This window comes from Spirilliplanes yamanashiensis (genome assembly GCF_016863475.1).
Lineage (GTDB): Bacteria > Actinomycetota > Actinomycetes > Mycobacteriales > Micromonosporaceae > Spirilliplanes > Spirilliplanes yamanashiensis.
In genome coordinates this window covers 194,817-216,089 of the sequence record NZ_BOOY01000026.1, presented here as the reverse complement: position 1 = coordinate 216,089, position 21,273 = coordinate 194,817, and the positions used below count along the sequence as shown (strand labels likewise).

Annotated in this window: 17 protein-coding genes; 7 read left to right on the top strand and 10 right to left on the bottom strand. The window is 74.4% G+C overall.

The window, feature by feature from the left end; translation table 11 throughout:
- Nucleotides 1-29: 29 nt before the first annotated feature.
- Entirely contained in the window at nt 30-2,201 is a 2,172-nt protein-coding gene (locus tag Sya03_RS17900; protein WP_203939446.1) for a S8 family serine peptidase, read from the bottom strand.
- A 165-nt stretch (nt 2,202-2,366) separates the two neighbouring features.
- Nucleotides 2,367-4,409, bottom strand: a complete 2,043-nt coding sequence (locus tag Sya03_RS17895; RefSeq protein ID WP_203939445.1) for a S8 family serine peptidase — start codon at nt 4,407-4,409, stop codon at nt 2,367-2,369.
- A gap of 180 nt (nt 4,410-4,589) precedes the next feature.
- Here Sya03_RS17895 and Sya03_RS17890 point away from each other — a divergent pair, with 180 nt between their 5' ends.
- Nucleotides 4,590-5,696, top strand: coding sequence for an LCP family protein (locus Sya03_RS17890; protein ID WP_239107631.1), 1,107 nt, complete (start codon nt 4,590-4,592; stop codon nt 5,694-5,696).
- On the opposite strand, the gene Sya03_RS17885 is transcribed toward Sya03_RS17890, so the two are convergent.
- A complete protein-coding gene (locus tag Sya03_RS17885) occupies nt 5,693-7,117 on the bottom strand; it encodes a M1 family metallopeptidase (RefSeq protein ID WP_370871952.1) in 1,425 nt (474 codons plus the stop codon). The two genes, Sya03_RS17890 and Sya03_RS17885, sit on opposite strands and share 4 nt — an antisense overlap.
- A 26-nt stretch (nt 7,118-7,143) precedes the next feature.
- Here Sya03_RS17885 and Sya03_RS31990 point away from each other — a divergent pair, with 26 nt between their 5' ends.
- Nucleotides 7,144-7,362 (top strand): YMGG-like glycine zipper-containing protein, encoded by a 219-nt coding sequence (locus tag Sya03_RS31990; RefSeq protein ID WP_503167682.1) that lies wholly within the window; start codon nt 7,144-7,146, stop codon nt 7,360-7,362.
- A gap of 444 nt (nt 7,363-7,806) precedes the next feature.
- On the opposite strand, the gene Sya03_RS17875 is transcribed toward Sya03_RS31990, so the two are convergent.
- Both Sya03_RS17875 and guaB read right to left on the bottom strand, forming a co-directional pair.
- A complete protein-coding gene (locus Sya03_RS17875) occupies nt 7,807-8,925 on the bottom strand; it encodes a GuaB3 family IMP dehydrogenase-related protein (RefSeq protein ID WP_203939443.1) in 1,119 nt (372 codons plus the stop codon).
- Nucleotides 8,926-8,938: 13 nt separating this feature from the next.
- Nucleotides 8,939-10,468 (bottom strand): IMP dehydrogenase, encoded by a 1,530-nt coding sequence (gene guaB, locus Sya03_RS17870; protein WP_203939442.1) that lies wholly within the window; start codon nt 10,466-10,468, stop codon nt 8,939-8,941.
- A gap of 137 nt (nt 10,469-10,605) precedes the next feature.
- On the opposite strand from guaB, the gene Sya03_RS17865 reads away from it, so the two are divergent.
- Nucleotides 10,606-11,019, top strand: coding sequence for a DUF5319 domain-containing protein (locus Sya03_RS17865; protein ID WP_203939441.1), 414 nt, complete (start codon nt 10,606-10,608; stop codon nt 11,017-11,019).
- Nucleotides 11,020-11,062: 43 nt separating this feature from the next.
- On the opposite strand, the gene Sya03_RS17860 is transcribed toward Sya03_RS17865, so the two are convergent.
- Nucleotides 11,063-11,869: a response regulator transcription factor gene (locus tag Sya03_RS17860; protein ID WP_203939440.1), complete on the bottom strand. Its 807-nt coding sequence runs from the start codon at nt 11,867-11,869 to the stop codon at nt 11,063-11,065.
- 258 nt (nt 11,870-12,127) lie between these two features.
- On the opposite strand from Sya03_RS17860, the gene Sya03_RS17855 reads away from it, so the two are divergent.
- Complete coding sequence (locus Sya03_RS17855) at nt 12,128-12,514, top strand: WhiB family transcriptional regulator (RefSeq protein ID WP_203939439.1); 387 nt, start codon at nt 12,128-12,130, stop codon at nt 12,512-12,514.
- Nucleotides 12,515-12,704: 190 nt separating this feature from the next.
- On the opposite strand, the gene Sya03_RS17850 is transcribed toward Sya03_RS17855, so the two are convergent.
- The 4 genes from Sya03_RS17850 to groES all read right to left on the bottom strand — a co-directional run bounded on the left by Sya03_RS17850 (nt 12,705) and on the right by groES (nt 18,219).
- On the bottom strand, nt 12,705-14,333 hold the full coding sequence (locus Sya03_RS17850; protein WP_203939438.1) for an FG-GAP and VCBS repeat-containing protein: 1,629 nt from the start codon (nt 14,331-14,333) through the stop codon (nt 12,705-12,707).
- Nucleotides 14,334-14,381: 48 nt separating this feature from the next.
- Nucleotides 14,382-15,926: a molybdopterin-dependent oxidoreductase gene (locus Sya03_RS17845; protein WP_203939437.1), complete on the bottom strand. Its 1,545-nt coding sequence runs from the start codon at nt 15,924-15,926 to the stop codon at nt 14,382-14,384.
- 258 nt (nt 15,927-16,184) lie between these two features.
- Nucleotides 16,185-17,840: a chaperonin GroEL gene (gene groL, locus Sya03_RS17840; protein WP_203939436.1), complete on the bottom strand. Its 1,656-nt coding sequence runs from the start codon at nt 17,838-17,840 to the stop codon at nt 16,185-16,187.
- Between the two features lie 70 nt (nt 17,841-17,910).
- Nucleotides 17,911-18,219 carry a co-chaperone GroES gene (gene groES, locus Sya03_RS17835; protein WP_503167681.1) on the bottom strand — a complete coding sequence of 103 codons (309 nt, stop codon included), beginning with the start codon at nt 18,217-18,219 and terminating at the stop codon, nt 17,911-17,913.
- 180 nt (nt 18,220-18,399) lie between these two features.
- Here groES and Sya03_RS17830 point away from each other — a divergent pair, with 180 nt between their 5' ends.
- The 3 genes from Sya03_RS17830 to Sya03_RS17820 all read left to right on the top strand — a co-directional run bounded on the left by Sya03_RS17830 (nt 18,400) and on the right by Sya03_RS17820 (nt 21,273).
- Nucleotides 18,400-19,563, top strand: coding sequence for a THUMP-like domain-containing protein (locus tag Sya03_RS17830; protein WP_239107630.1), 1,164 nt, complete (start codon nt 18,400-18,402; stop codon nt 19,561-19,563).
- A 10-nt stretch (nt 19,564-19,573) separates the two neighbouring features.
- Nucleotides 19,574-20,062, top strand: coding sequence for a Cys-tRNA(Pro) deacylase (gene ybaK / locus Sya03_RS17825; protein WP_203939433.1), 489 nt, complete (start codon nt 19,574-19,576; stop codon nt 20,060-20,062).
- Between the two features lie 134 nt (nt 20,063-20,196).
- Nucleotides 20,197-21,273 (top strand): sugar ABC transporter substrate-binding protein, encoded by a 1,077-nt coding sequence (locus Sya03_RS17820; RefSeq protein WP_203939432.1) that lies wholly within the window; start codon nt 20,197-20,199, stop codon nt 21,271-21,273.

Here is a 21,273-nt window from a genome sequence, read left to right as displayed (position 1 = left end):
GGCCGCCAGCCTACCGGCGGCCCCCGCGGTCACCGCCTCCAGGTGCGGGTCGCCGAGGAGCGCACGTTGCCGAGCCGGTCGTACGCCCGGACCTTCACCTTCAGGGTCCGCCCGTACTGTGCCGTCTTCACGGTGAACGCGCCCTTCGCACCCGTCGCCGTGCCCGCCACCCGGCCGTTGACGAGCAGCTGCACCCGCGCCACGCCCGCCGGGTCGCCGGCGGCCACGCGCACCCGCACCGACGACTTCACCCGCGAGTTCGACCGCGGTCCCGACACGAACGACGCCGCCGGGCCCGCGTTGTCGAGCGTCACCCGCCGGTACGCGGCCGCGGCGTTGCCCGCACTGTCCACCACCCGCAGCGCCAGCGTCGTCACACCCGACCCGGACGACGCCCAGCGCAGCACGTACGGGGCCGCGTAGTCGCGCGCCACCACCCGGCCGCCCGCCACCAGCTCCACCCGCGCCACCCGCACCGAGTCCGCCGCGTGCGCCGCCACCGACACCGTGCGGCCCACCCGCACGCCCGTCGCCGGCGACGCGAACGCCACCGTCGGGATGCTGTTGTCCACCACGATCGCCGTGCTGATCGGCTGCCCCACCGGGGTGGTGCCGTTGTACGCGGTCAGCGTCAGCGTCGCCGGCCCCTCGTACCCCTGCGTGTCGACCGCCAGCGACCACGGCGCCACCGTGTCCACCGACCGGTCCGTGCCGTCGATCGCCGCGACCACCTTCGTCACGGCCAGGCCGTCGGCGTACCAGGGCTGCACGGTGAACGTGCCGCGCACCGACTGCCCCGCCGCCACGCCGTTGGTCCACGCCGACAGCGTCAGCGCCTCGCGGGCGTCCACCCGGCCCTGCCCCACCCAGCCGCCCGCCACCGGGACCGCCGTCGCGGTCAGCAGGTTGCGGATCTGCGTCGCCGTCGGCTCCGGGTCCAGCGACCGGGCCAGCGCCGCCAGCCCCGCCACGAACGGCGTCGCCGACGACGTCCCGCAGAACCACGCCACCTTCGACTGGTGCGTCTGCGCCAGGTTGCAGCCGGGCGCGGCCACGTCGACCCAGGAGGCGCCGTAGTTCGACCACGGGTACCGCCGGTCGTCGCTCATCGAGGCGCCCACCGACAGCGTCCCCGCCGTGGCGGCCGGGTAGTGCAGCGCCGAGCTGCCGTCGTTGCCGGCGGCGGCGACGACCAGCGAGCCGCGCGCGTTCGCGTACGCCACCGCCTCCGTCAGCGCCTGGCTCGCCATGTCGCCGCCCAGCGACAGGTTGATGATGTCGGCGCGGCGGTCCGCCGCCCACGTGATCGACTTCGCGATCGCGCTGTACGACCCGGACCCGTTCGCGCCGAGCGCCTTCACCGGCAGGATGCGGCAGTACCAGCACACGCCCGCCGACCCGGCGCCGTTGTTCGGGGCGCCGGTGATGACCGTGGCGACCTGCGTGCCGTGGCCGTTGTCGTCGGCCGGGTTGCTGTCGTTGTTGACGAAGTCGTAGCCCGCGAGCACCCGCCCGCTCAGCTCGGACACCTTCGACACGCCGGTGTCCACGACGGCCACCACCACCTCACCGGAGCCCCGCGTCACCGACCACGCCGCCGGCACCCGGGTGCGGTCGAGCCCCCACTGGCTGTTGCGGTACGGGTCGTTGACGGACACGTCGTCGGTGCCCGCCACGTGGTCCGGCTCGACGTAGGCGACGGCGGGGTCGGCGCGCAGCGCGGCGGCGGCCTCGACCGCCCCGGCGGCGGGCACGTCGACGGTGACGGCGCCGATGCCGGCGACCGGCTCGGGGACGGACACGGCGACACCGGTCTCGTCCTCGGCCCGCTCGACGGGCGCGGCGGCGGAGTCGGCCACCTGGGCCCGGTCGGCCCGGTCGCTCGCGCCGGCCTGGTCGGTGGCGTCGTCGGTGAGGCCGACGATCAGCGACACGGGGGCGCCGTCGGCCTGGTCGGCGGCCGTGGCGACGGCCGCGGCAGCCTGCGCCTCGGTCAGCCCGCCCTCGTCGGCGTCGAGGCCCGTGGAGTCCGGGGTGTACGTCGCGTCACCGTAGGCCGGCTGGGCCGCGGCGAAACCGCCGGGCGCGGGAACGGGCACCGGCTCGGCGGCCCGGGCCGGGACGCCCACGCCGGTCACCAGCAGCCCCACCACGAGCGGGACGACCGCACCCCAACCGTGCCGCCGCGTCGCGCCGCCCATCGCCGTCTCCCCCCGGTTCCGGCTGCCCGGGACTCGGGCGCCGGATTACAGGGTCGGCACGGCGCGGTGCACGGACGGATCCCTTCGGGTGCGATCCGGTTTCACGCCGGACGCCGCCCGGCGGGCACGCGTCACCACGCGCCGCCGGACGGGTTTCCGGACGGGTCAGCGCTTCCAGGTGCGGGTGGTCGCGTACCGGACGTTGCCGGCGGCGTCGTACGCCCGGACCTGGACCTTGATCTTCTTGCCGTACTTCTTCGTGTTGATCGAGAACGTGTGCGGCGCTGCCTTGTCGGTGGCCACCTTCTTGCCGTTGATCACCAGCTCGACCCGGTCGACGCCGTACTTGTCGCTCGCCGTCGCCACCACCTTGACGGTGCCCTTGACCTTCGCGCCGTTCTTCGGCCCGCTCTTGATCGCCACGGACGGCCCGACGTTGTCGGCGTAGAACGCGCGGTTGAAGGTGGTGGAGTTGCCGGCCCGGTCGAACACCCGCCACTGCAGGGCGACGGTCTTGTTGAGCTTGCCGGTGTTGTACTTCACCGAGTAGGGCGCGGTGGTGTCCTTGCCGACGTACTTGCCGTCGGCGTAGAGCGCGAGCTCGCGGATGCCGGCGCCGCCGGAGTCGGCGACGCCCGACGCGGTGACGGTGACGACGCCGCGCCGCTTCGACTTGGCCGCCGGGCTGGTGCCGGTGATCACCGGGACGACGTTGTCGATCGTGAGCGGCACGTCGACGGTGGCCGTGGCGCCCGCGTCGTCGGTGGCCAGCAGCTTGACGGTGACCTTGCCGCTGAACGACCCGCTCGGGTACGTGAGCACGAACGGCGCCGCGGTGTCGGCGGCGACGGACTCGAAGCCCGGCGCGCCCGCGAGGGAGCGGATGCGGCTGTCGGCGACGACGCGGATGCCGACGTTGCCGCGGACGGGCGTCGACCCGGCGGGCGACTGCACCCGCGCCGAGAGGGTGGAGGACACCGTCTCGGGCAGGGCGGTCACCGCGGCCGCCGCGTCGACGCGGCCGGTGGCGACGTAGCGGCCGGGCACCGCGACGGTCGTGCTCGTGAGGGCCTGGGTGAGCTGGGCGGGCGTCGCCTCGGGGCTGCGCGACCGGCCGAGGGCCACCACGCCGGCCACCAGGGGCGACGCGAACGACGTGCCGTAGATGGCCGTCCAGGCCTTGTCGGAACGCTGCACCTGGACGGAGCCGGGCGCGGCGACCGTGACCCAGGAGCCGTAGGTCGAGAAGGCGAACCGGCGCTCGTTCTCGTCCGACGCCGCCACCGAGATCACGCCGGGGTAGGCGGCCGGGTACTGGCGCTGGGTGGTGCCCTCGTTGCCGGCGGCCGCGACGACCGGGATGCCGCGATCGATCGCGTAGGCGATCTGCTCCTGCAGGTAGTCCGTGTGCTCGGGACCGCCGAGGGACAGGTTGATGACGTCTGCGCCGTGGTCGACGGCCCAGCGGATGCCCTCGGCGACCGTGAAGTTGCTGCCGCGGCCGCCGGGGCCCAGCACCTTGACCGGCATGATCCGGCAGGTCCAGCAGCCGCCCGCGCCGCCGATGCCCTCGTTGCCGCCCGCGCCGATCTGGTGGGCGACGGTCGTGCCGTGGCTGATGCCGCCCTCCATGAGGTGGGTGTCGGCGGGGTTGCTGTCGTTGCTGTAGGTGTCGTAGCCCGGCACCATCGCGCCGGCGAGCTCCGGCCCGGCGTTGACGCCCGTGTCGATGACGGCGACCGTCACCGAGGAGGAGCCGCTGGTGGCCTCCCAGGCGGCCGGGTACCGCATCGTGCGCGCGCCCCACTGGCGGTAGAACTCGGGGTCGTTGGGGTAGACGTCGGAGGCCCACAGGGGGTGGTCGAGCTCGACGTACGCGACCGCCGGGTCGCGGCGCAGCGCGGCGGCCGTGGCGTCGATCTCCCCCGCCGGCACCTCGACGGTGAACGCGTCCAGGGCGTCCGACCGCTCGGCGACGTCGGCGTCGGCGACCCGCTCCAGGCGCTGCAGCGACGCCGTGCTCGCCACCCCGTCCTTGAGCCGGACGATCAGCGACGCGGGACCGTCGGGCGCCTCCGTGGCCCAGCCGGTGGCGCGGATCGGCTCGGGCGCCTGCTCGGCGGACGCGCTGCGGGCGAACGCCACGCCGCCGCCCGTGACGATGAGACCGAGTGCGGCGGCCAGCGAACGCCGCGTGATGGAACGCATGTGGGCAGTGCCTCCCCGTTGCGCGACGGACCCCCCATGGCCCGCTCGCGGCGCTCACCCTATCGGTGCATCGCCATGCCTCGCTGCCCGGTTCTGGCATCGCCCCGGTCACAGATTCCGGGCCGGGGGCATTGCCGTGCCCCGATGTCCGGGGTGACGATGGGCGATCACGATCGAGGGGTGGCGCGACTGATGCGGGTGAGCCGGCGGGCGGTTCTCGTCGCCGCCGTGGTGGCGGTGGTGGCGCTGGTCGCCGGGGTGGCCGTCGCGCTGCTCGTGCCGGATCGGGCCGGGGCGCCCGCCGGGGCGCCGCCGGACGTGTCCGCCGCGCCGACCGAGGCGGCCGCCACGCCGAGCCCGTCGCCCGGGGCGAACGTCGCCGGGCCGCTCGACATCCTCATCGTGGGGCTGGACACGCGGGTCAGCGTGCCGGACTGGCAGCCGCACGCCGACGCCGTCATGGTGCTGCACGTCGACGAGGGGCTGACGTCGGGCTACCTGTACTCGTTGCCGCGGGACCTGCTCGTGGACGTGCCGGCGTTCCCGGCGGCGGGGTTCGGCGGCGGGCGGCTGAAGCTGACGGAGGCGATGAGCCGGGGCAGCCGGCGGCCGGGCGGCAACCGGCCCGACGCGGCGCAGGGGTTCGAGCTGCTGGAGAAGGCGGTGCTGCGCTACACCGGGCTGCGGCGGTTCGACGCCGGGGCGGCGCTGACGTTCGCCGGGCTGAGCCGGCTGACGGACGCCGTCGGCGGGATCGAGGTGACCGTCGACCAGCGGGTGGTGTCGCAGCACCGGCGGCCGGACGGCAAGATGCGCACGCTGCGGGCCGGCGGGGGCGGCTACCTGGGGCCGCAGATGGTGTACGAGCCGGGGCGGCGGCGCATGGTGGGGTGGCAGGCCATCGACTACGCGCGGCAGCGGTACACGGCCGGCGGCGACTACACCCGGCAGCGGCACCAGCGGCAGATCATCGCGGCGCTGCTGGCGAAGGCGGCCGCCGACGGCATCCCGGCCAGCCCGGAGCGGCTCGCGGACGTGCTGGCGGCCCTGCGGGAGACGGTGCTGTTCGAGGGCGGGCGCAACACGGCGGTGGACTACGCGTACGCCCTGCGCAACCTCACGCCGCAGGCGCTGACGCTGGTGTCGTTGCCGGGCGCGTCCGTGATCCGCAACGGCGGCTACCGCGGCGAGCAGCTGAAACCGGCCGGGACGGCGTTCCTGAAGGCGGCGGCCGCGGGCGACGGGGCGGCGCACCTGCGCGCCAACCCCGGCCTGCGGCACGGCTAGCGCGGGACGGGCGGCGCCGTGGTGCCGAACAGCCACGCGTCGAACATCGTGCGCAGCGACTCCCCGGACACCCGCTCGGCGAGCGTCACGAACTCGGCGGTGGCGGCGTTGCCGTTGCGCTTCTCCGCCGTCCACGCCTTGAGGATCGCGAAGAAGTCCTCGTCGCCGACGGTGCGCCGCAGCGCGTGCACCGTCATGCCGCCACGCTGGTAGACGGCCGGGCCGAACAGGTTGGCCTGGCCCGGGTCGCCGGTCGGCACCGACCAGTCGAAGCCGGCGTAGGTGTCGGTGAACCGCTGCTGCGCCGTCGCCTCGCCCTCGTGCTCGGACCACAGCCACTCCGCGTACGTGGCGAAGCCCTCGTTGAGCCAGATGTCCTTCCACTGCCGCACGGAGACGCTGTCGCCGAACCACTGGTGCGCCAGCTCGTGCGCCACCACGGACAGGTTTTCGCCGCCGCGGAAGAACGTGTTGCCGTACACGGGCCGCGACTGGGTCTCCAGCGCGTACGAGATGCGCTGGTCGGTGACGACGACGCCGCCGTACGCGTCGACGGGGTACGGCCCGAACACCGTCTCCAGGTGGTCGGCGATGCGGGTGGTCTCGGCCATCGACCGCGCGGCGGGGCCGTCGGCGGGCAGCGACTCGGGGATCGCCGTGACCACGGGCCGGCCCTTGTGGGTGCCGGTCTCCACCCGGTACTGGCCGATGACCAGGGTCGCCAGGTACGGGGCCATGGGGGTCTTCTCCTCCCACCGCCACGTCGTGGAGCCGCCGGCGGTGCTGCGCTCGCCGGGCACGCCGTTGCTGAGCGCCTCCAGCCCCTCCGGCACGGTGATCTCCAGCCGGAACGCCGCCTTGTCGGACGGGTGGTCGTTCACCGGGAACCACGTGCTGGCCGACTCGGGTTCGCCGAGCGCGATGGCCCCGTCGCCGGTGTGCAGCCAGCCGCCCTGCCCGAGGGCCGCGGTGCCGAGCTGGCCGGGCTTGCCCGCGTACGTGATCTCCGCGACGAACTCGCGGTCCTTCGGCAGCCCGGTCGGCGGGGTCACGATCAGCTCGTTGCCCTCGGCGCGGGTGCGCGAGCCGGCCACCCCGTTGATGGTGACGCGGGAGACGTCGAGGCCGGCCAGGTCGAGGTTGAACTGCGACAGGTCGGCCAGGGCGGTCGCGGTGACCGTGGCCGTGCCCGACAGCTCGTCGGTGGCCGGGTCGTAGCCGAGCTTCAGGTCGTACGAGGCGACGTCGTAGCCGCCGTTGCCGTACCCGGGGAAGTAGGGGTCGCCGGCCCCGGCGGCGCCGGGCGCGAACGACCGGGCGGGCTCGGGCGGGGCCTCGCCGTCGCCGGAGGTGCAGCCCCCGGCGAGGACGACGGCGGCGGCGGCCACACCGGCCACCGCCCCCCGTCTCGTCAACCGCACCGCTCGACAGTACGCGGCGGGCGGCGGTGGATCACACCTCGGAGGTCGGCTCCTCGGTCGGGGTCTCGGTCGGCTCCTCGGTGGGGGCCTCGGTCGGCTCGTCGGTCGGCTCCGGGGCCGGGGCCGTGGTGGGCGGCGTGGTCGGCGGCGTGGTGGGCGGCGTCGTCGGTGCCAGGTTGCGGGCCTTGAACTGCTTCACCGAGTACGTGGTGCCGAGGCGGGTGCCGTTCAGCTGGACCCGCTGACCGGCCTTGACGGCGCCCAGCGACGCGGCGACACCGTCGAGGGTGACCCGGGTCGCGGACGTCACGGGGAACGCCACGGCGGCCCGGCGGACGTCCTTGGTGCCGCCCTTGACCTGCACGGTGACGACACCGCGGGCGGCGTCGACGGCGGTGACGACACCGTCGGCCGAGAACGGGACCGGCTTCGGGGCCTTGGTCGGCTTGGCCGGCTTCACGGCCTTGACGCTCTTGGGGGCGGACACGGAGGGCTTGGCGGACGGCTTGGCGGCGAACGCGGCCGTGGCGGAGGCGACCGGGACGGCCACGGACACGGCGAGGGCGACGGCGACGGCGGTGCGACGGACATTCACGACGGGGGAACTCCTTCTGGTGGGGTTCCTCCATCGTTCGAACGCCCGGGTGCGGCCGGGGCGGCGCCCGGGTGCAATCCGGTTGCGTTGCGCGTCAGTGGTCGAGGACCAGGCCGACCTTCTGGAACTCCTTGACGTCGCGGTAGCCGCACTTCGCCATCGCGCGCCGCAGGCCGCCGAACAGGTTGAGCTGGCCGTCGGGCTCGTCGGCGGGGCCGAACAGCAGCGTCTCGAGCGAGCCGATGGGGTCGCCGGCGACGCCGAAGCCGCCGCGGGGCAGCTTCGGGTGGGAGGCGGCGGAGTGCCACCACGCGCCGCCGCCCGGGGCGCCCTCGGCGGCCGACAGGGGCTCGCCGAGCATGACGGCGTCGGCGCCGCAGGCGATGGACTTGGCGATGTCGCCGGAGGTGCTGACGCCGCCGTCGGCGATGAGGTGCACGTAGCGGCCGCCGGTCTCGTCGAGGTAGTCGCGGCGGGCCGCGGCGGCGTCCGCGATGGCGGTGGCCATGGGGACGCGGATGCCGAGGACGGTGTCGGTGGTGGACCACTCGTCGGCGCCGATGCCCACGATGACGCCGGCGGCGCCGGTGCGCATGAGGTGCAGGGCCGTCTTGTAGTCGGTGCAGCCGCCGACGATGACCGGCAGGTCGAGGTCGGCGATGAACTCCTTGAGGTTCAGCGGCTCGTCCGTGGTGGACACGTGCTCGGCGGAGACCAGGGTGCCCTGGATGACGAGCAGGTCGACGCCCGCGTCGAGCACGACCGGAGCGAGCGCCAGGGTGTGCTGCGGGGAGACGCGCACCGCGACGGTGACGCCGCCGGCGCGCATGACCCGCACCCGGTCGGCGATCAGCTCGGGCTTGATGGGCTCGGAGTAGATCTCCTGGAGGCGGCGGGTGGCCGCGGCCTCCTCGTCGAGGGAGGCGAGCTCCTCGAGGACCTTCGTCGGGTCCTCGTAGCGGGTCCACAGGCCCTCGGCGTTGAGCACGCCGAGGCCGCCGAGCTTGCCGAGGGCGACGGCCGAGTCGGGGCTCATCGTCGCGTCGGACGGGTGCGCGATGCACGGGATGGTGAACGGGTACGCGTCGAGCTGCCAGGCCGTCGAGACGTCGTCCACGTCGCGGGTGCGCCGGCTGGGCACGATCGCGACGTCGTCCAGGTGGTAGCCGCGCTGGGCGGTCTTACCGAGGCCGATCTCCACCACGTCACGCATGCTGTTCTGTCCTTTACCGGGAGTGGTAGTTGGGGGCCTCGACGGTCATCTGGATGTCGTGCGGGTGGCTCTCCTTGAGCCCCGCCGCCGTGATCCGGATGAGCTGGCCGCGCCGCTGCAGCTCGGGGATGCTCTCCGCGCCCGCGTAGCCCATCGCCGCGCGCAGGCCGCCGACCAGCTGGTGCGCGACCCGCGACAGCGGGCCACGGTACGGCACCTGGCCCTCGACGCCCTCGGGGACCAGCTTGTCCTCGGTGACGTCCTGCTGGAAGTAGCGGTCCTTCGAGTACGACTTGGCCTGGCCGCGGGACTGCATCGCGCCGAGGGAGCCCATGCCGCGGTACTGCTTGAACTGCTTGCCGTTGATGAAGATCAGGTCGCCGGGGCTCTCCTCGCAGCCGGCGAGCAGGCTGCCGAGCATGACGGTGTCGGCGCCGGCGACGATGGCCTTGGCGATGTCGCCCGAGTACTGCACGCCGCCGTCGGCGATGACCGGCACGCCGGCCGGGGCGCACGCGCGCGCGGCCTCCATGATGGCGGTGATCTGCGGGACGCCGACGCCGGCGACGACGCGGGTGGTGCAGATGGCGCCGGGGCCCACGCCGACCTTGACGGCGTCGGCGCCGGCGTCCACGAGGGCCTTGGCGCCGGCGTACGTGGCGATGTTGCCGCCGATGACGTCGACCGGGGTGTCCTTCTTGATGCGGGCGACCATCTCCAGCACGGCGCGCTGGTGGCCGTGGGCGGTGTCGACGATGACGACGTCGACGCCGGCGTCCACGAGGGCGCGGGCCCGCTTGTAGGAGTCGTCGCCGACGCCGACCGCGGCGGCGACGCGCAGCCGGCCCTGGTCGTCCTTGGCGGCCTGCGGGAACTGCTGGATCTTCGTGAAGTCCTTGACGGTGATGAGGCCGCGCAGCCGGCCGGCGTCGTCGACCAGCGGCAGCTTCTCGACCTTGTGCCGCTGCAGCAGCGCGAGGGCGTCCTCCTTGCCGACGCCGACGGGGGCGGTGATGAGCGGCGAGCGGGTCATGACCTCGGCGACGCGGACGGTGTCGTCGGTGACGAAGCGCATGTCGCGGTTGGTGACGATGCCGACGAGGGTGCCGTCGCCGTCGACGACGGGCACGCCGCTGATGCGGTAGCGGCCGCAGAGGGCGTCGACGTCGCGCAGGGTGTCGTCGGGGCTGCACGTGACCGGGTTGGTGATCATGCCGGACTCGCTGCGCTTGACCAGGTCGACCTGCATGGCCTGGTCTTCGAGGGAGAGGTTGCGGTGCAGCACGCCGATGCCGCCCTGGCGCGCCATCGCGATGGCCATGCGGGCCTCGGTGACGGTGTCCATCGCGCTGGACAGCAGGGGGATGGTGAGGCTGACGTTGCGGGTCAGGCGGGTGGCGGTCGTGACCCGGCTGGGCACCACGTCCGACTCGGCGGGCTGCAGCAGCACGTCGTCGAAGGTGAGGCCGAGCGGCACGAGCCGGGCGGAGCCGCCGCGCTCGCCGTCGTCGGCAGGCCGGTTGTCTGCTCCCGCGAATTCCACGTCTGATACTCCCCTGAGCTGGCGTCGGCGGAAGCCGCAAGCTTACTCGGCGGCCGTCGGGCCCCGTGCACCGGAAGGAGACCGGAAGGACGCGGTCTCACGAGCACATACGCGGGCCGTGACGGTACGGTATGCGGGTGCAGGACGAACCCATCGACCCGTTCAACGGGGACCCGGCCGACCCGGCCGCCGGCCTCGAGGACGACACCGGCGACGACGAGCTCGACCCGTTGACGGAGTCGGAGCGGCAGGACGTCCTGGAGGACCTCTCCGACCTGGAGATCTACCAGGCCCTGCTCTCGCCCACGGGGGTGCGCGGGCTGGTCATCGAGTGCGAGGACTGCCACGAGCCGCACTTCTTCGACTGGGACCTGCTGCGCGGCAACCTGCGGCACCTGCTGACGTCGGGCAAGCCGCGGGTGCACGAGCCCGCCTACGACCCCGACCCGGACCACTACGTCACCTGGGAGTACGCCCGCGGGTACGCCGACGGGGTCCACGACACCCTGGCGGAGGGCACCGAGGACCCCAAGGACGGTCCGGCCGCCTGAGGGGTGCCGGGCGGCGGACCGCCCGGCACACCGGTCAGGCGGTCTAGGCGACGAGGCCGGCGCGGAACCCGGCGGCCACGGCGTGCGCCCGGTCGCGGGCGCCGAGCTTGCGGAACAGCCGCCGGGCGTGGGTCTTGACCGTGTCCTCCGACACGAACAGCTCCCGCCCGATCTCGGCGTTGCTCTTGCCGTCGGCCATCCCGCGCAGCACCTGCAGCTCCCGCTCGGTGAGGGCGAGCCGCCGCCCGGCGGGGGCGGGCGCCTCGTCGTCGCGGCGGGCGGGGTCGGCCACGTCGACGCCGACGGCGTCGCCGCGCTGCGACGGCACCATCGGGGAGCCGAGCACGCCGGGCAGGCCGGCCTGGTTGACGGCCATGCCGTGCTCGCGGCCGATGCCGTGCCGGGCGCCGTTGACGCCGTTGCGGGGCATGGCCCCGGCCACGGCGGCGGGCTGGGCGTTGGCCGGCAGCTGCGACGGCCGGGCCGGCAGCAGGAGCAGCAGCAGCGCCTTGGCGACGACGCTGACGAGGTCGTGCTCGACGCCGCGGATGACGCCGCGGGCGCCGGCGGCGATCGTGGCGGCGGCGACGCGCGGGTCTTCGGCGCCGAACAGCACGACCTGCGCCCCGGGCGAGCGGGCCAGCACCCGGCGGGTGAAGCCGACGCTGTCGGGCCTGGTCAGGGCGGTGTCGGCGAGCACGACCTCGGCCGGCCGCTCGGCAAGGCGGATCATGGCTTCGGGTTCACTGACCGCGGTACGGACGACGCCGGTCATCCCGAGACGGGCCGCCGTGGAGGCGACGGTCTGGGCGGCGAGGGGCGTCCGGACGCAAACGAGGACGGTACGCACAGTGATCCTCCTTCTCTCTCAGAGGAGACCACGCGGTGCCGTCGGCATTACGCGCTTTAGATGGAAAAAACGGGAAACATCGGGACGCATCGACGACTCGGTGCGTGAGCCATCGACAACAGATCGATGCGGGTGGTGTGAGGCCCCGTACCCATGGGTAGAGGGGCGGCAGGTCGGAACGGGCAGGGCATCAACCCTCATCGGCGTCCGGCTCCTCGCGTACGAGTCTCCGCGGTTGCGCGCGGAAGGAGGGTTGCGATGTCCAACGTTCGCAGACTGCCGGGTCCCATCTCCGACCTGTGGGACTGGCAGCGGCTCGGATCTTGCCGGGGCCGCGACAGCGCTCAGTTCTTCCACCCGGACGGCGAGCGCGGGTCGTCCCGCAACCGCCGCGAGGCCAAGGCCAAGTCCGTCTGCGGCGCGTGCCCGGTCCGCGCCCAGTGCGCCGCCCACGCGCTCAGCGTCAAGGAGCCGTACGGCGTGTGGGGCGGCTTCAGTGAGGCCGAACGGCTGCGACTGCTCGCCGTCGGCTGGGAGGATCTCGCGGACCGCCGTCACGGGCGCGTCGACCTGGAACGGCTGGAGGCCCGCCTGGGCCGCCCGCACAAGTCGGCGGTGCCGGCGCAGCGGCGCCCGGCCGCCTGACGCTCCCGTCGCGGCACCACACAGCTTCCGGCGCGGTCCCCTCCGGGGGGCCGCGCCGCCTGTCGTCCGAGCGGGTCAACCGCTTCGTTCCACCACATGGGTACGAAACTAATTCCGCCCGACCGGGTGATGTCGGACAGCGTGTGCGCAGCTCAGGGCTGCCCGGGCAGAGCGCGGCGGCGGGCGCGGATCAGTTCTCCGCCTGCGGGCGGTTGACATACGCGCCGTACCCGGTGACCAGCAGCCCCTCGTGCGCCACGTCGCTGCCGTACCGGACGTAGCCGGTGCCGAAGCCGCGCGGCCCCGCGCCGAACGTCGTCACACTGCCCGTGCCGGGCCCCCGGCCGCCCGCGTCGCGGGTCTCGCCGGACGCGCCCACCACCGCGTCGAACCCGCCCGTGCCGTTGAGGTTGAGCAGGCTGACGGCGATGCCGAACACGTCGCCCCGCTCGGCGGCGTCCGGCGCCCCGGCGGTGTTCTGGCCGACGGTCTGCGAGCCGGCCCCGACCACGCCGTCCTTCGAGCCCTTGAGCAGCACGACCGCCCCGGCGTCGGCGACGCCCGCGACGTCCTCGAACGGCACGCCGACCAGGATGTCGCCGTAGCGGTCGCCGGTGACCTCGCCGGCCGCGACCGAGGTGCCGAAGCCGTCGCCCTGCTCGGCGGTGTCCGCGACGCCGAGGGTGTCCTGTGAGACGACCCGCAGGCCCTTGACGGTCAGCCCGGTGGCGTTGCCCTTGAGGGTGACCACCGCGCCGGTGACGTCGAACCGGCTGTTGGCCTGGGCCGAGGGCAGGCCGGTCACGACCTCGCCGTAGCCGTCGCCGTCGGTGTCCGTGACGGCCAGGCTGCGCCCGAGGTCCCAGAGGTAGGTGCCGCGGCGGTCGAACGCCGCGGTGGCGGCCGCGCCGGTCGCCTGGGTCACCCTCGTGGTGGCGATGCCGCCGGCCGCGCCCCAGAACTGGACGATCGCGCCGCTGGTCGCCTCGCCGGGCACGCCGACCAGCAGCTCGGCGTGCCGGTTCCGGTCGATCGCCCCGACGGCCAGGCCCGCCCCGAACCGGTCACCGGCGCCGGCCGCGCCCGGCACGCCGGCGGAGTCCTGCGAGGTCCACTGCGCGCCCGCGGTGACGATGCCGGACGGGCTGCCCTTGAGCACGACGACCGCCCCGGCCTCCCGGGCCGCGCCGATCGTCTTGCCCGGGACGCCGACGGCCAGCTCGTCGCGGCCGTCGCCGGTGATGTCACCGGTGGCCAGCGCGTAGCCGAACGCGTCGTAGCGCGCCGAGGCGCCCGGCACGCCCGGGGTGCTGAGGTTCAGGTGCAGCACCCGGCCGGGCTCCAGCCCCCGCGGGCCGCCGGGCAGCACCCACACGCCGCCCGCGTCCTCGACGCCCGCCGGCACGTCGAGCTCCTGCACGTCGGCGACGGCCAGGTCGTCGTACCGGTCGCCGTCGAAGTCGCCGGTCGCCAGCTGACGGCCGAAGCACAGGCAGCCGCCGCGGGGCATCTCGGTGGCCAGGTAGTCGCGGTGCGGCGCGGACGAGTACCGGACGATCACCGTGCCCTCGGCGAGCGCCGCGATGTCGTCGAGCCCGTCGCCGTCGAAATCGGACCGGGTCACGCCGGCGCCGGTCTTCGGCGTGGCGGCCGCCGGCTCGCGCCGGTGCAGCAGCGGGATGCCGTCGCGGACGATCGCGGTGTAGCCGGCCGCGGCGGACGCGGCGGCCGCGGCGGGCGCCGCCGGGCTCGTCGCCGGCGCGGCGGTCAGCGCAGCGCCGGCGGCCAGGACCGCGACCAGGGACGTCCGGATGCGCATCAGTCGATCTCCCCGTGGTGGTGTGCCGCCGCAGAGTAGAGCAGCGGCTCAGCGCACGTCCACGCGGATGCGGTGGTGCCCGGTGGCGCCGTCGGGCACCACGTCGGCCTCCGCCGCGGTCTGGGTGGCGCCCGTGCGGTCGGTGGCCCGCACGGTCACGGTGTGCGAGCCGGGCGTGGCGGTCCACCGCAGCGACCACTGCCGCCAGGTGTCCGGCGTCGGCTCCACGGCCAGCGCCGCGTCCTGCCACGGGCCGTCGTCCACCCGCACCTCGACCCGGTCGATGCCGCGGTGCTGCGCCCACGCGACGCCCGCGATCACCGCCTCCCCCGGCGGCACCCGGGCGCCGTCGCGCGGCACGTCGATCCGCGACTGCGTCTTGATCGGGCCCAGCGCCGACCAGCCGCGCGGCACCCAGTACGCGTCGAACGCCGCGAACGTGGTCAGCTCCAGCTCGGTGATCCACTTGCACGCCGACACGTAGCCGTACAGGCCGGGCACCACCATGCGCACCGGGAAGCCGTGCTCCACGGGCAGCGGCTCGCCGTTCATGCCGACCGCGAGCAGCGCGTCGCGGCCGTCGCGCAGCACCGCCGTCGGCGTGCCGCAGGTCCAGCCGTCGACGGCCCGCGCCACGGTCTGGTCCGCGGCCGGGTCCACACCGGCCTCGGCGAGCAGGTCGGCCACCCGCACGCCCAGCCAGCGGGCGGTGCCGATCAGGTCGCCGCCGACCTCGTTGCTCACGCAGGCGAGCGTGATGTCGCGTTCGATCATCGGCCGCTCGAGCAGCTGCGCGAACGTCAGCTCGAACTCCTTCGCCACCCGGCCGTGCACCCGCAGCCGCCACTCCCCGGGGTCCACCTGCGGCACGACGAGCGCGGTGTCGATGCGGTAGAAGTCGCGGTTGGCCGTGGTGAACGACGACAGGCCCGGCACGGCGAGCTGCGCCCCGGCGGGCAGCGGGGCGGCGGGCGCGGCCGGCCGGGGCAGCCGCACCAGGGCCCGGGCCGCCTCGACGGCGCGCTGGGAGCCGAGCCAGCGCCCGGCCGCGCCGGCCAGCGCCGCCACCGCCACCGCTCCCCCGGCCAGCCCGAGGAAGCGCCGCCGGTCGAACGCGGCGGGCGGCGCCAGGTCGACGTCCCAACCCGGGTCGGGTCCGGCCGGGACGGCCACCCGCGCCGGCCGCAGGAGCAGCACCGCGACGCCGACCGCCGCGAGCGCGCCGACCAGGGTGGGCAGGGCGTACAGCACGGTCGCGCCGGGCCGGGTGAGCGCCGCGGCCACCCCGGCCGCGGCGAAGCCGGCGACACCCGCGAGGGCGTACCGCAGCGACCGCAGCGCGAGCACGCCGATGCCGGCGGCCGCCAGCACGAGCAGGACCAGGGTGCCCACCAGCAGCGCGGTCTTGTCGTGCACGCCGAAGGCGGCGATGGCGGCGGCCTTGACCGGCTCGGGCACCGCGTCGACGACGACGCCGCCGACCGCGATCAGCGGCGCGGACCGCGGGCCGACCGGCACGGCGACCACCTCGGCCACGCCCAGCGCGGCCCCGGCGGCCACGACTCCCGCCACCGCGCCACGCCACCGTCCCATGCGACCATCCTGCACCCCCGCGCCCGGGACGCGAGAGGATCGACGCGTGGACACCGTCGCGGCCATCGCCGCCGAACGGCGCCGGCTCGCCGGGCTGCGCCTGGCCGCGACGGACGTGGACTGGGCGCCCGGGAAGGGCGACCCGGTCGAGGGGCCGGCGCGTCGCCCTGCCCGAGCTGACCGGCCCGGGGGCCGCGAGACTGTGAAAAGGGCGCCGCGGCCGGAGCCGCGACGCCCTTTCCGGTGCTGCGTGCCGGACTAGAAGCCCGGGCCGTGCTGGTGGCCGTGGCCGTGGCCGCCGTGGCTGTGCCCGTGGCCGCCGCCGGCGGGCGCCACCGGCGCCTCCGGCTTCTCGACCACGAGGCTCTCCGTGGTGAGCAGCAGGCCGGCGATCGAGACGGCGTTGCTGACCGCGTTGCGGGTCACCTTCACCGGGTCGATGATGCCGGCCGCGACCAGGTCGACGTACTCGCCGGTGGCCGCGTTGAGGCCGGTGCCCCACTGCGACTCGCGCACCTTGCCGACGACGACGTAGCCGTCGTGGCCGGCGTTCTGCGCGATCCAGCGCAGCGGCTCGTCGAGCGCCTTGCGGACGATCGTCACGCCGACCGCCTCCTCGCCCGTCAGGCCGAGGTTGCCGTCGAGCACCGAGGTGATCTGCGCGAGGGCGGCGCCGCCGCCGGGGACGGTGCCCTCCTCCACCGCGGCCTTGGTCGCCGCGATGGCGTCCTCGATGCGGTGCTTGCGCTCCTTCATCTCGACCTCGGTCGCCGCGCCCGCCTTGATGACGGCGATGCCGCCGGAGAGCTTGGCGAGCCGCTCGTTGAGCTTCTCGCGGTCCCAGTCGGAGTCCGACGCCTCGATCTCCTTGCGGATCTGCGCGACCCGGTCGGCGACCTCCTCGGCGCGGCCGTTGCCGTCGACGATGGTGGTGTTGTCCTTGTCGACGACGACGCGGCGGGCCGAGCCGAGCTGCTCCAGGGTGACCTGGTCCAGCTTGTAGCCCAGCTCCGGCGCGATGAGCTCGGCGCCGGTCTGGATCGCCATGTCCTGCAGCATCGCCTTGCGGCGGTCGCCGAACCCGGGGGCCTTCACCGCGGCGACCTTGAAGGTCTTGCGCAGCGCGTTGACCACCAGGGTGGACAGGGCCTGGCCCTCGACGTCCTCGGCGACGATGAGCAGCGGCTTGCCGGCCTGCAGGACCTTCTCCAGCAGCGGCAGCAGCTCCTCGACCGAGGAGATCTTCTGCGTGGTCAGCAGGATGAACGGGTCGTCGAGGACGGCCTCCTGCGACTCTGCGTCGGTGACGAAGTTGGGCGAGATGAAGCCCTTGTCGAACTGCAGGCCCTCGGTGACCTCGAGCTCCGTCGCGAGGGTGGAGCCCTCCTCGACGGTGATGACGCCGTCGCGGCCGACCTTCTCCATCGCCTCGGCGATCAGCTCACCGATGGTGGCGTCCTGCGCGGAGATCGTGGCGACGCTGGCGATCGACTTCTTGTCGGCGACCTCGACGGCCTTGCCGAGCAGGGCCTCGGAGATCGCGGCGCCCGCCAGGTCCATGCCGCGCTTGAGACCGGCCGGGTTGGCGCCGGCGGTCACGTTGCGCAGACCCTCCTTGACCAGGGCCTGGGCCAGCACGGTGGCGGTGGTGGTGCCGTCGCCGGCGACGTCGTTGGTCTTCGTCGCCACCTCCTTCACCAGCTGCGCGCCGAGGTTCTGGTACGGGTCGGTGAGCTCGATCTCCTTGGCGATGGTCACGCCGTCGTTGGTGATCGTGGGGGCGCCGAACTTCTTGTCGAGGACGACGTTGCGGCCCTTCGGGCCGAGGGTGACCTTGACGGTGTCGGCGAGGGTGTTGACGCCGTGCTCGAGCAGGTGCCGGGCGTCGTCGGAGAAGCTGAGAATCTTCGCCATCTATGTCCCTTTCAAGGACGACCGCCCTGGCCCGAGGTTCCGAGCCAGGGCGGTGCGCACTGTCAGTTGGTCACTTCTCGATGACCGCGAGGACGTCGCGGGCGGAGAGCACCAGGTACTCCTCGCCGGCGTACTTGACCTCGGTGCCGCCGTACTTCGAGTAGATGACCGTGTCGCCGACCTGCACGTCAACCGGGATGCGGTTGCCGGAGTCGTCGATGCGGCCCGGGCCGACAGCGAGGACGGTGCCCTCCTGCGGCTTCTCCTTGGCGGTGTCCGGGATCACGATGCCGGAGGCCGTGGTGGTCTCGGCCTCGTTCGCCTGGACGAGGATGCGGTCCTCGAGCGGCTTGATCGCAACCTTGGTCGCGGTAGTCACGGGCATACCCTCCTGGGGTATCAGTAGCTTTGCCGGTGCCACCGGGCGGGGCCGTCGTCGCGGGTGCCGGTCCGCCTGGCGTTCAACCCGGTATCGGGCTGGCACCCTCCGGGTGAGAGTGCTAACCGCGAGGTTATGCCGCGGCTGGCACTCCGTCAACCAGAGTGCCAGCATGAGCCCGTGCTCCGTACTCCTTCCGGCGACGCGGCCCTCGCGGCGGCCGCCCTCCTCGGCGGCGACGACCCACTCGCCGCCGCGGCCGCGCTGCGCAAGCAGGGCTTCGCGCCCGAGCTGGCCGCCGCCGCCCTCACCCAGGTCGCGCTGCGCCGCAAGGCCGCCGGCAAGTTCGGCCCGGACGCGGCGCGCATGTTCTTCACCCGCGCCGGGCTGGAGCAGGCCACCCGGCGCGTCGTCGCCGACCGGCGGGCCGCCCGGCTGGCCGCGGCCGGTGTGACGAGCCTCGCCGACCTGGGCTGCGGGCTCGGCGCCGACGCGCTCGCCGCCGCCCGGGCCGGCATCGCCGTGCACGCCGTGGACGCCGACCCCGGGACCGCCGCCCTGGCCGCCGCCAACGCGGAGGCGCTCGGCCTGGCCGGCCTGGTCACCGTCAGCTGCGCCGACGCCACCACCGTGGACGTCGGCGGCCACGACGCCGTCTTCTGCGACCCGGCGCGCCGGGTGGCCGGCGGGCGGCGGGTGTTCGACCCGGCCGCGTTCTCGCCGCCGTGGGACTTCGTCGCGGGCCTCGCCGGCCGGGTGCCGCGCACGGTGCTCAAGCTCGCCCCCGGCATCGGCCACGAACTGCTGCCGCCCGGCGCCGAGGGCGAGTGGGTCAGCGTCGACGGCGACCTCGTCGAGGCGGCGTTCTGGTGCGGGCCGCTGGCCGCCGCGCCCCGGCGGGCCACCGTGCTGCGCGGCGGGGCGGCCGCCGAGCTGACCGGCAGCGGCACCGCCGCCGCGGACGCCGGGCCGGTCGGGGCGTACGTCTGGGACCCGGACCCCGCCGTCGTGCGGTCGCACCTGGTGGCCGAGTTCGCCGCCGCCGTGGGCGGCCGGCTCGCCGACCCGACCATCGCGTACGTGCACGCGGACACCCACGTGCCGTCGCCGTTCGGGCGGTGCATCGCCGTCACCGACGTGCTGCCGTTCTCGCTCAAGCGGCTGCGCGCGCTGCTGCGCGAGCGCGGCGTCGGCCGCGCCGAGATCCTCAAGCGCGGCTCGGCGCTCGACCCGGCGGCGCTGCGCCGGGACCTGCGGCTGGCCGGGCCGCACGGGGTCAGCCTGGTGCTCACCCGGGTCGGCGGTGCGCCGACGGTGCTGGTCGGCCACCCGGTGGGCCCGTAACGTGCGAGCCGTGGCGAAGGCGAAGAGTGCGGGCACCCCGGCGACCGTCCTGCTGACCCGGGAGCAGGTGGCGCACACGCTGCACCCGTACGACGTCTCCCCCGACCTGCCGAACTACGGCGCCCTGGTCGCGGCGGCGCTCGGCGTCGACCCGGCGGCGCTGCTCAAGACGCTGGTCACCGAGGTCGACGGCGCGCTGACCGTCGCCGTCGTGCCGGTCACCGGCGAGCTGGACCTCAAGGCCCTCGCCGCCGCGGCGGGCGGCAAGCGCGCGGTGCTGGCCGACCGGGCCGCCGCCGAGCGGGCCACCGGCTACGTGCGCGGCGGCATCAGCCCGCTCGGCCAGCGCAAGGCCCTGCCGACGGTGGTCGACGCGTCGGCGCTCGCCCGGCCGCTGGTCTACGTGTCCGCCGGGCGGCGCGGCCTGCAGGTCTCGCTCGCGCCCGCCGACCTCGTCCGGCTGACGGGGGCGACCACGGCGCCGATCGCGGGCGGGTGACTTTCCCGGTTCGGTGGGCGCACGGCGAAACGTGACCTAGCGTCGCATTGTGGGCCGAAGTGATCTCCGGACTTGTGCGACAAGCGGCGCCCGCCATACGTTGCCGGGCGCAATCCGTCGAAGGGACCGAGGCGATGGGTAAGGGGCTACGGGCGCTGGCCGCCGCGCTGCTGGCCGCCACCGGCCTCGCCGCGTGCTCGGACGGCGCGGGCGGCGAGCGGACACCCAAGATCGGCGTCATCCTGCCGGACAGCGCCACCTCGAACCGGTGGGAGCAGGCGGACCGCAAGTTCCTCAAGGAGGCGTTCGACGCCGCCGGGGTGCAGTCCGACATCCAGAACGCCCAGGGCGACAAGAGCCAGTTCCAGACGATCGCCGACCAGATGATCACCAACGGCGCCACGGTGCTGATGATCGTGAACCTCGACTCGGGCACCGGCCGGGCCGTGCTGCGCAACGCCCGCGCCAAGGGCGTCGCCACCATCGACTACGACCGGCTCACCCTCGACGGCGGCGCGCAGTACTACGTCAGCTTCGACAACGTCGGCGTCGGCCGGCTGATGGGCCAGGGCCTGATCCGCTGCCTCACCGACATGGGCACGACGCGCCCGGTCGTCGCCACGCTCAACGGCTCCGAGACCGACAACAACTCGACGCTGTTCAAGGCCGGCTACGACGGCGAACTACAGAAGAAGTACGACACCCGTGAGTACGTCAAGGGCCCCGACCAGTGGGTGCCCGACTGGGTCAACGCGCAGGCCGGCACGATGTTCGAGCAGATGATGACCGAGACCGGCGGCAAGATCGACGGCGTGCTCGCCGCCAACGACGGCCTGGCCAACGCGGTCATCCAGGTGCTGCGCCGCCAGGGCCTCAACGGCAAGGTGCCGGTCACCGGCCAGGACGCCGACGTGGAGGGCCTGCAGAACATCCTCTCCGGCGACCAGTGCATGACGGTGTACAAGGACATCAAGCAGGAGGCGTCCGCGGCGGCCGACCTGGCCATCGCGCTGGCCCGGGGCGAGACGCGCCCCGCCCCCGCCACCGTGCGCGACACCGTGTCGGGCCGCGAGGTGCCGTCGGTGCTGCTCCAGCCGCGCGCGATCTACCGGGACAACGTCGACGACGTCGTGACCGCCGGCTACGTCACCGCCGAGGAGCTCTGCACCGGCAACTTCGCCAAGCTCTGCGCCGACAACGGCGTCGGCTGA

Bases quoted from the DNA above. Each gene is read 5' to 3' on its own strand.
- Sya03_RS17845 (WP_203939437.1), bottom strand. From the start codon at position 15,926: ATGGGACGGTGGCGTGGCGCGGTGGCGGGAGTCGTGGCCGCCGGGGCC.
- Sya03_RS17895 (WP_203939445.1), bottom strand. From the start codon at position 4,409: ATGCGTTCCATCACGCGGCGTTCGCTGGCCGCCGCACTCGGTCTCATC.
- groL (WP_203939436.1), bottom strand. From the start codon at position 17,840: ATGGCGAAGATTCTCAGCTTCTCCGACGACGCCCGGCACCTGCTCGAG.
- Sya03_RS17900 (WP_203939446.1), bottom strand. From the start codon at position 2,201: ATGGGCGGCGCGACGCGGCGGCACGGTTGGGGTGCGGTCGTCCCGCTC.
- Sya03_RS17855 (WP_203939439.1), top strand. From the start codon at position 12,128: ATGTCCAACGTTCGCAGACTGCCGGGTCCCATCTCCGACCTGTGGGAC.
- Sya03_RS17820 (WP_203939432.1), top strand. From the start codon at position 20,197: ATGGGTAAGGGGCTACGGGCGCTGGCCGCCGCGCTGCTGGCCGCCACC.
- Sya03_RS17850 (WP_203939438.1), bottom strand. From the start codon at position 14,333: ATGCGCATCCGGACGTCCCTGGTCGCGGTCCTGGCCGCCGGCGCTGCG.
- Sya03_RS17875 (WP_203939443.1), bottom strand. From the start codon at position 8,925: ATGCGTGACGTGGTGGAGATCGGCCTCGGTAAGACCGCCCAGCGCGGC.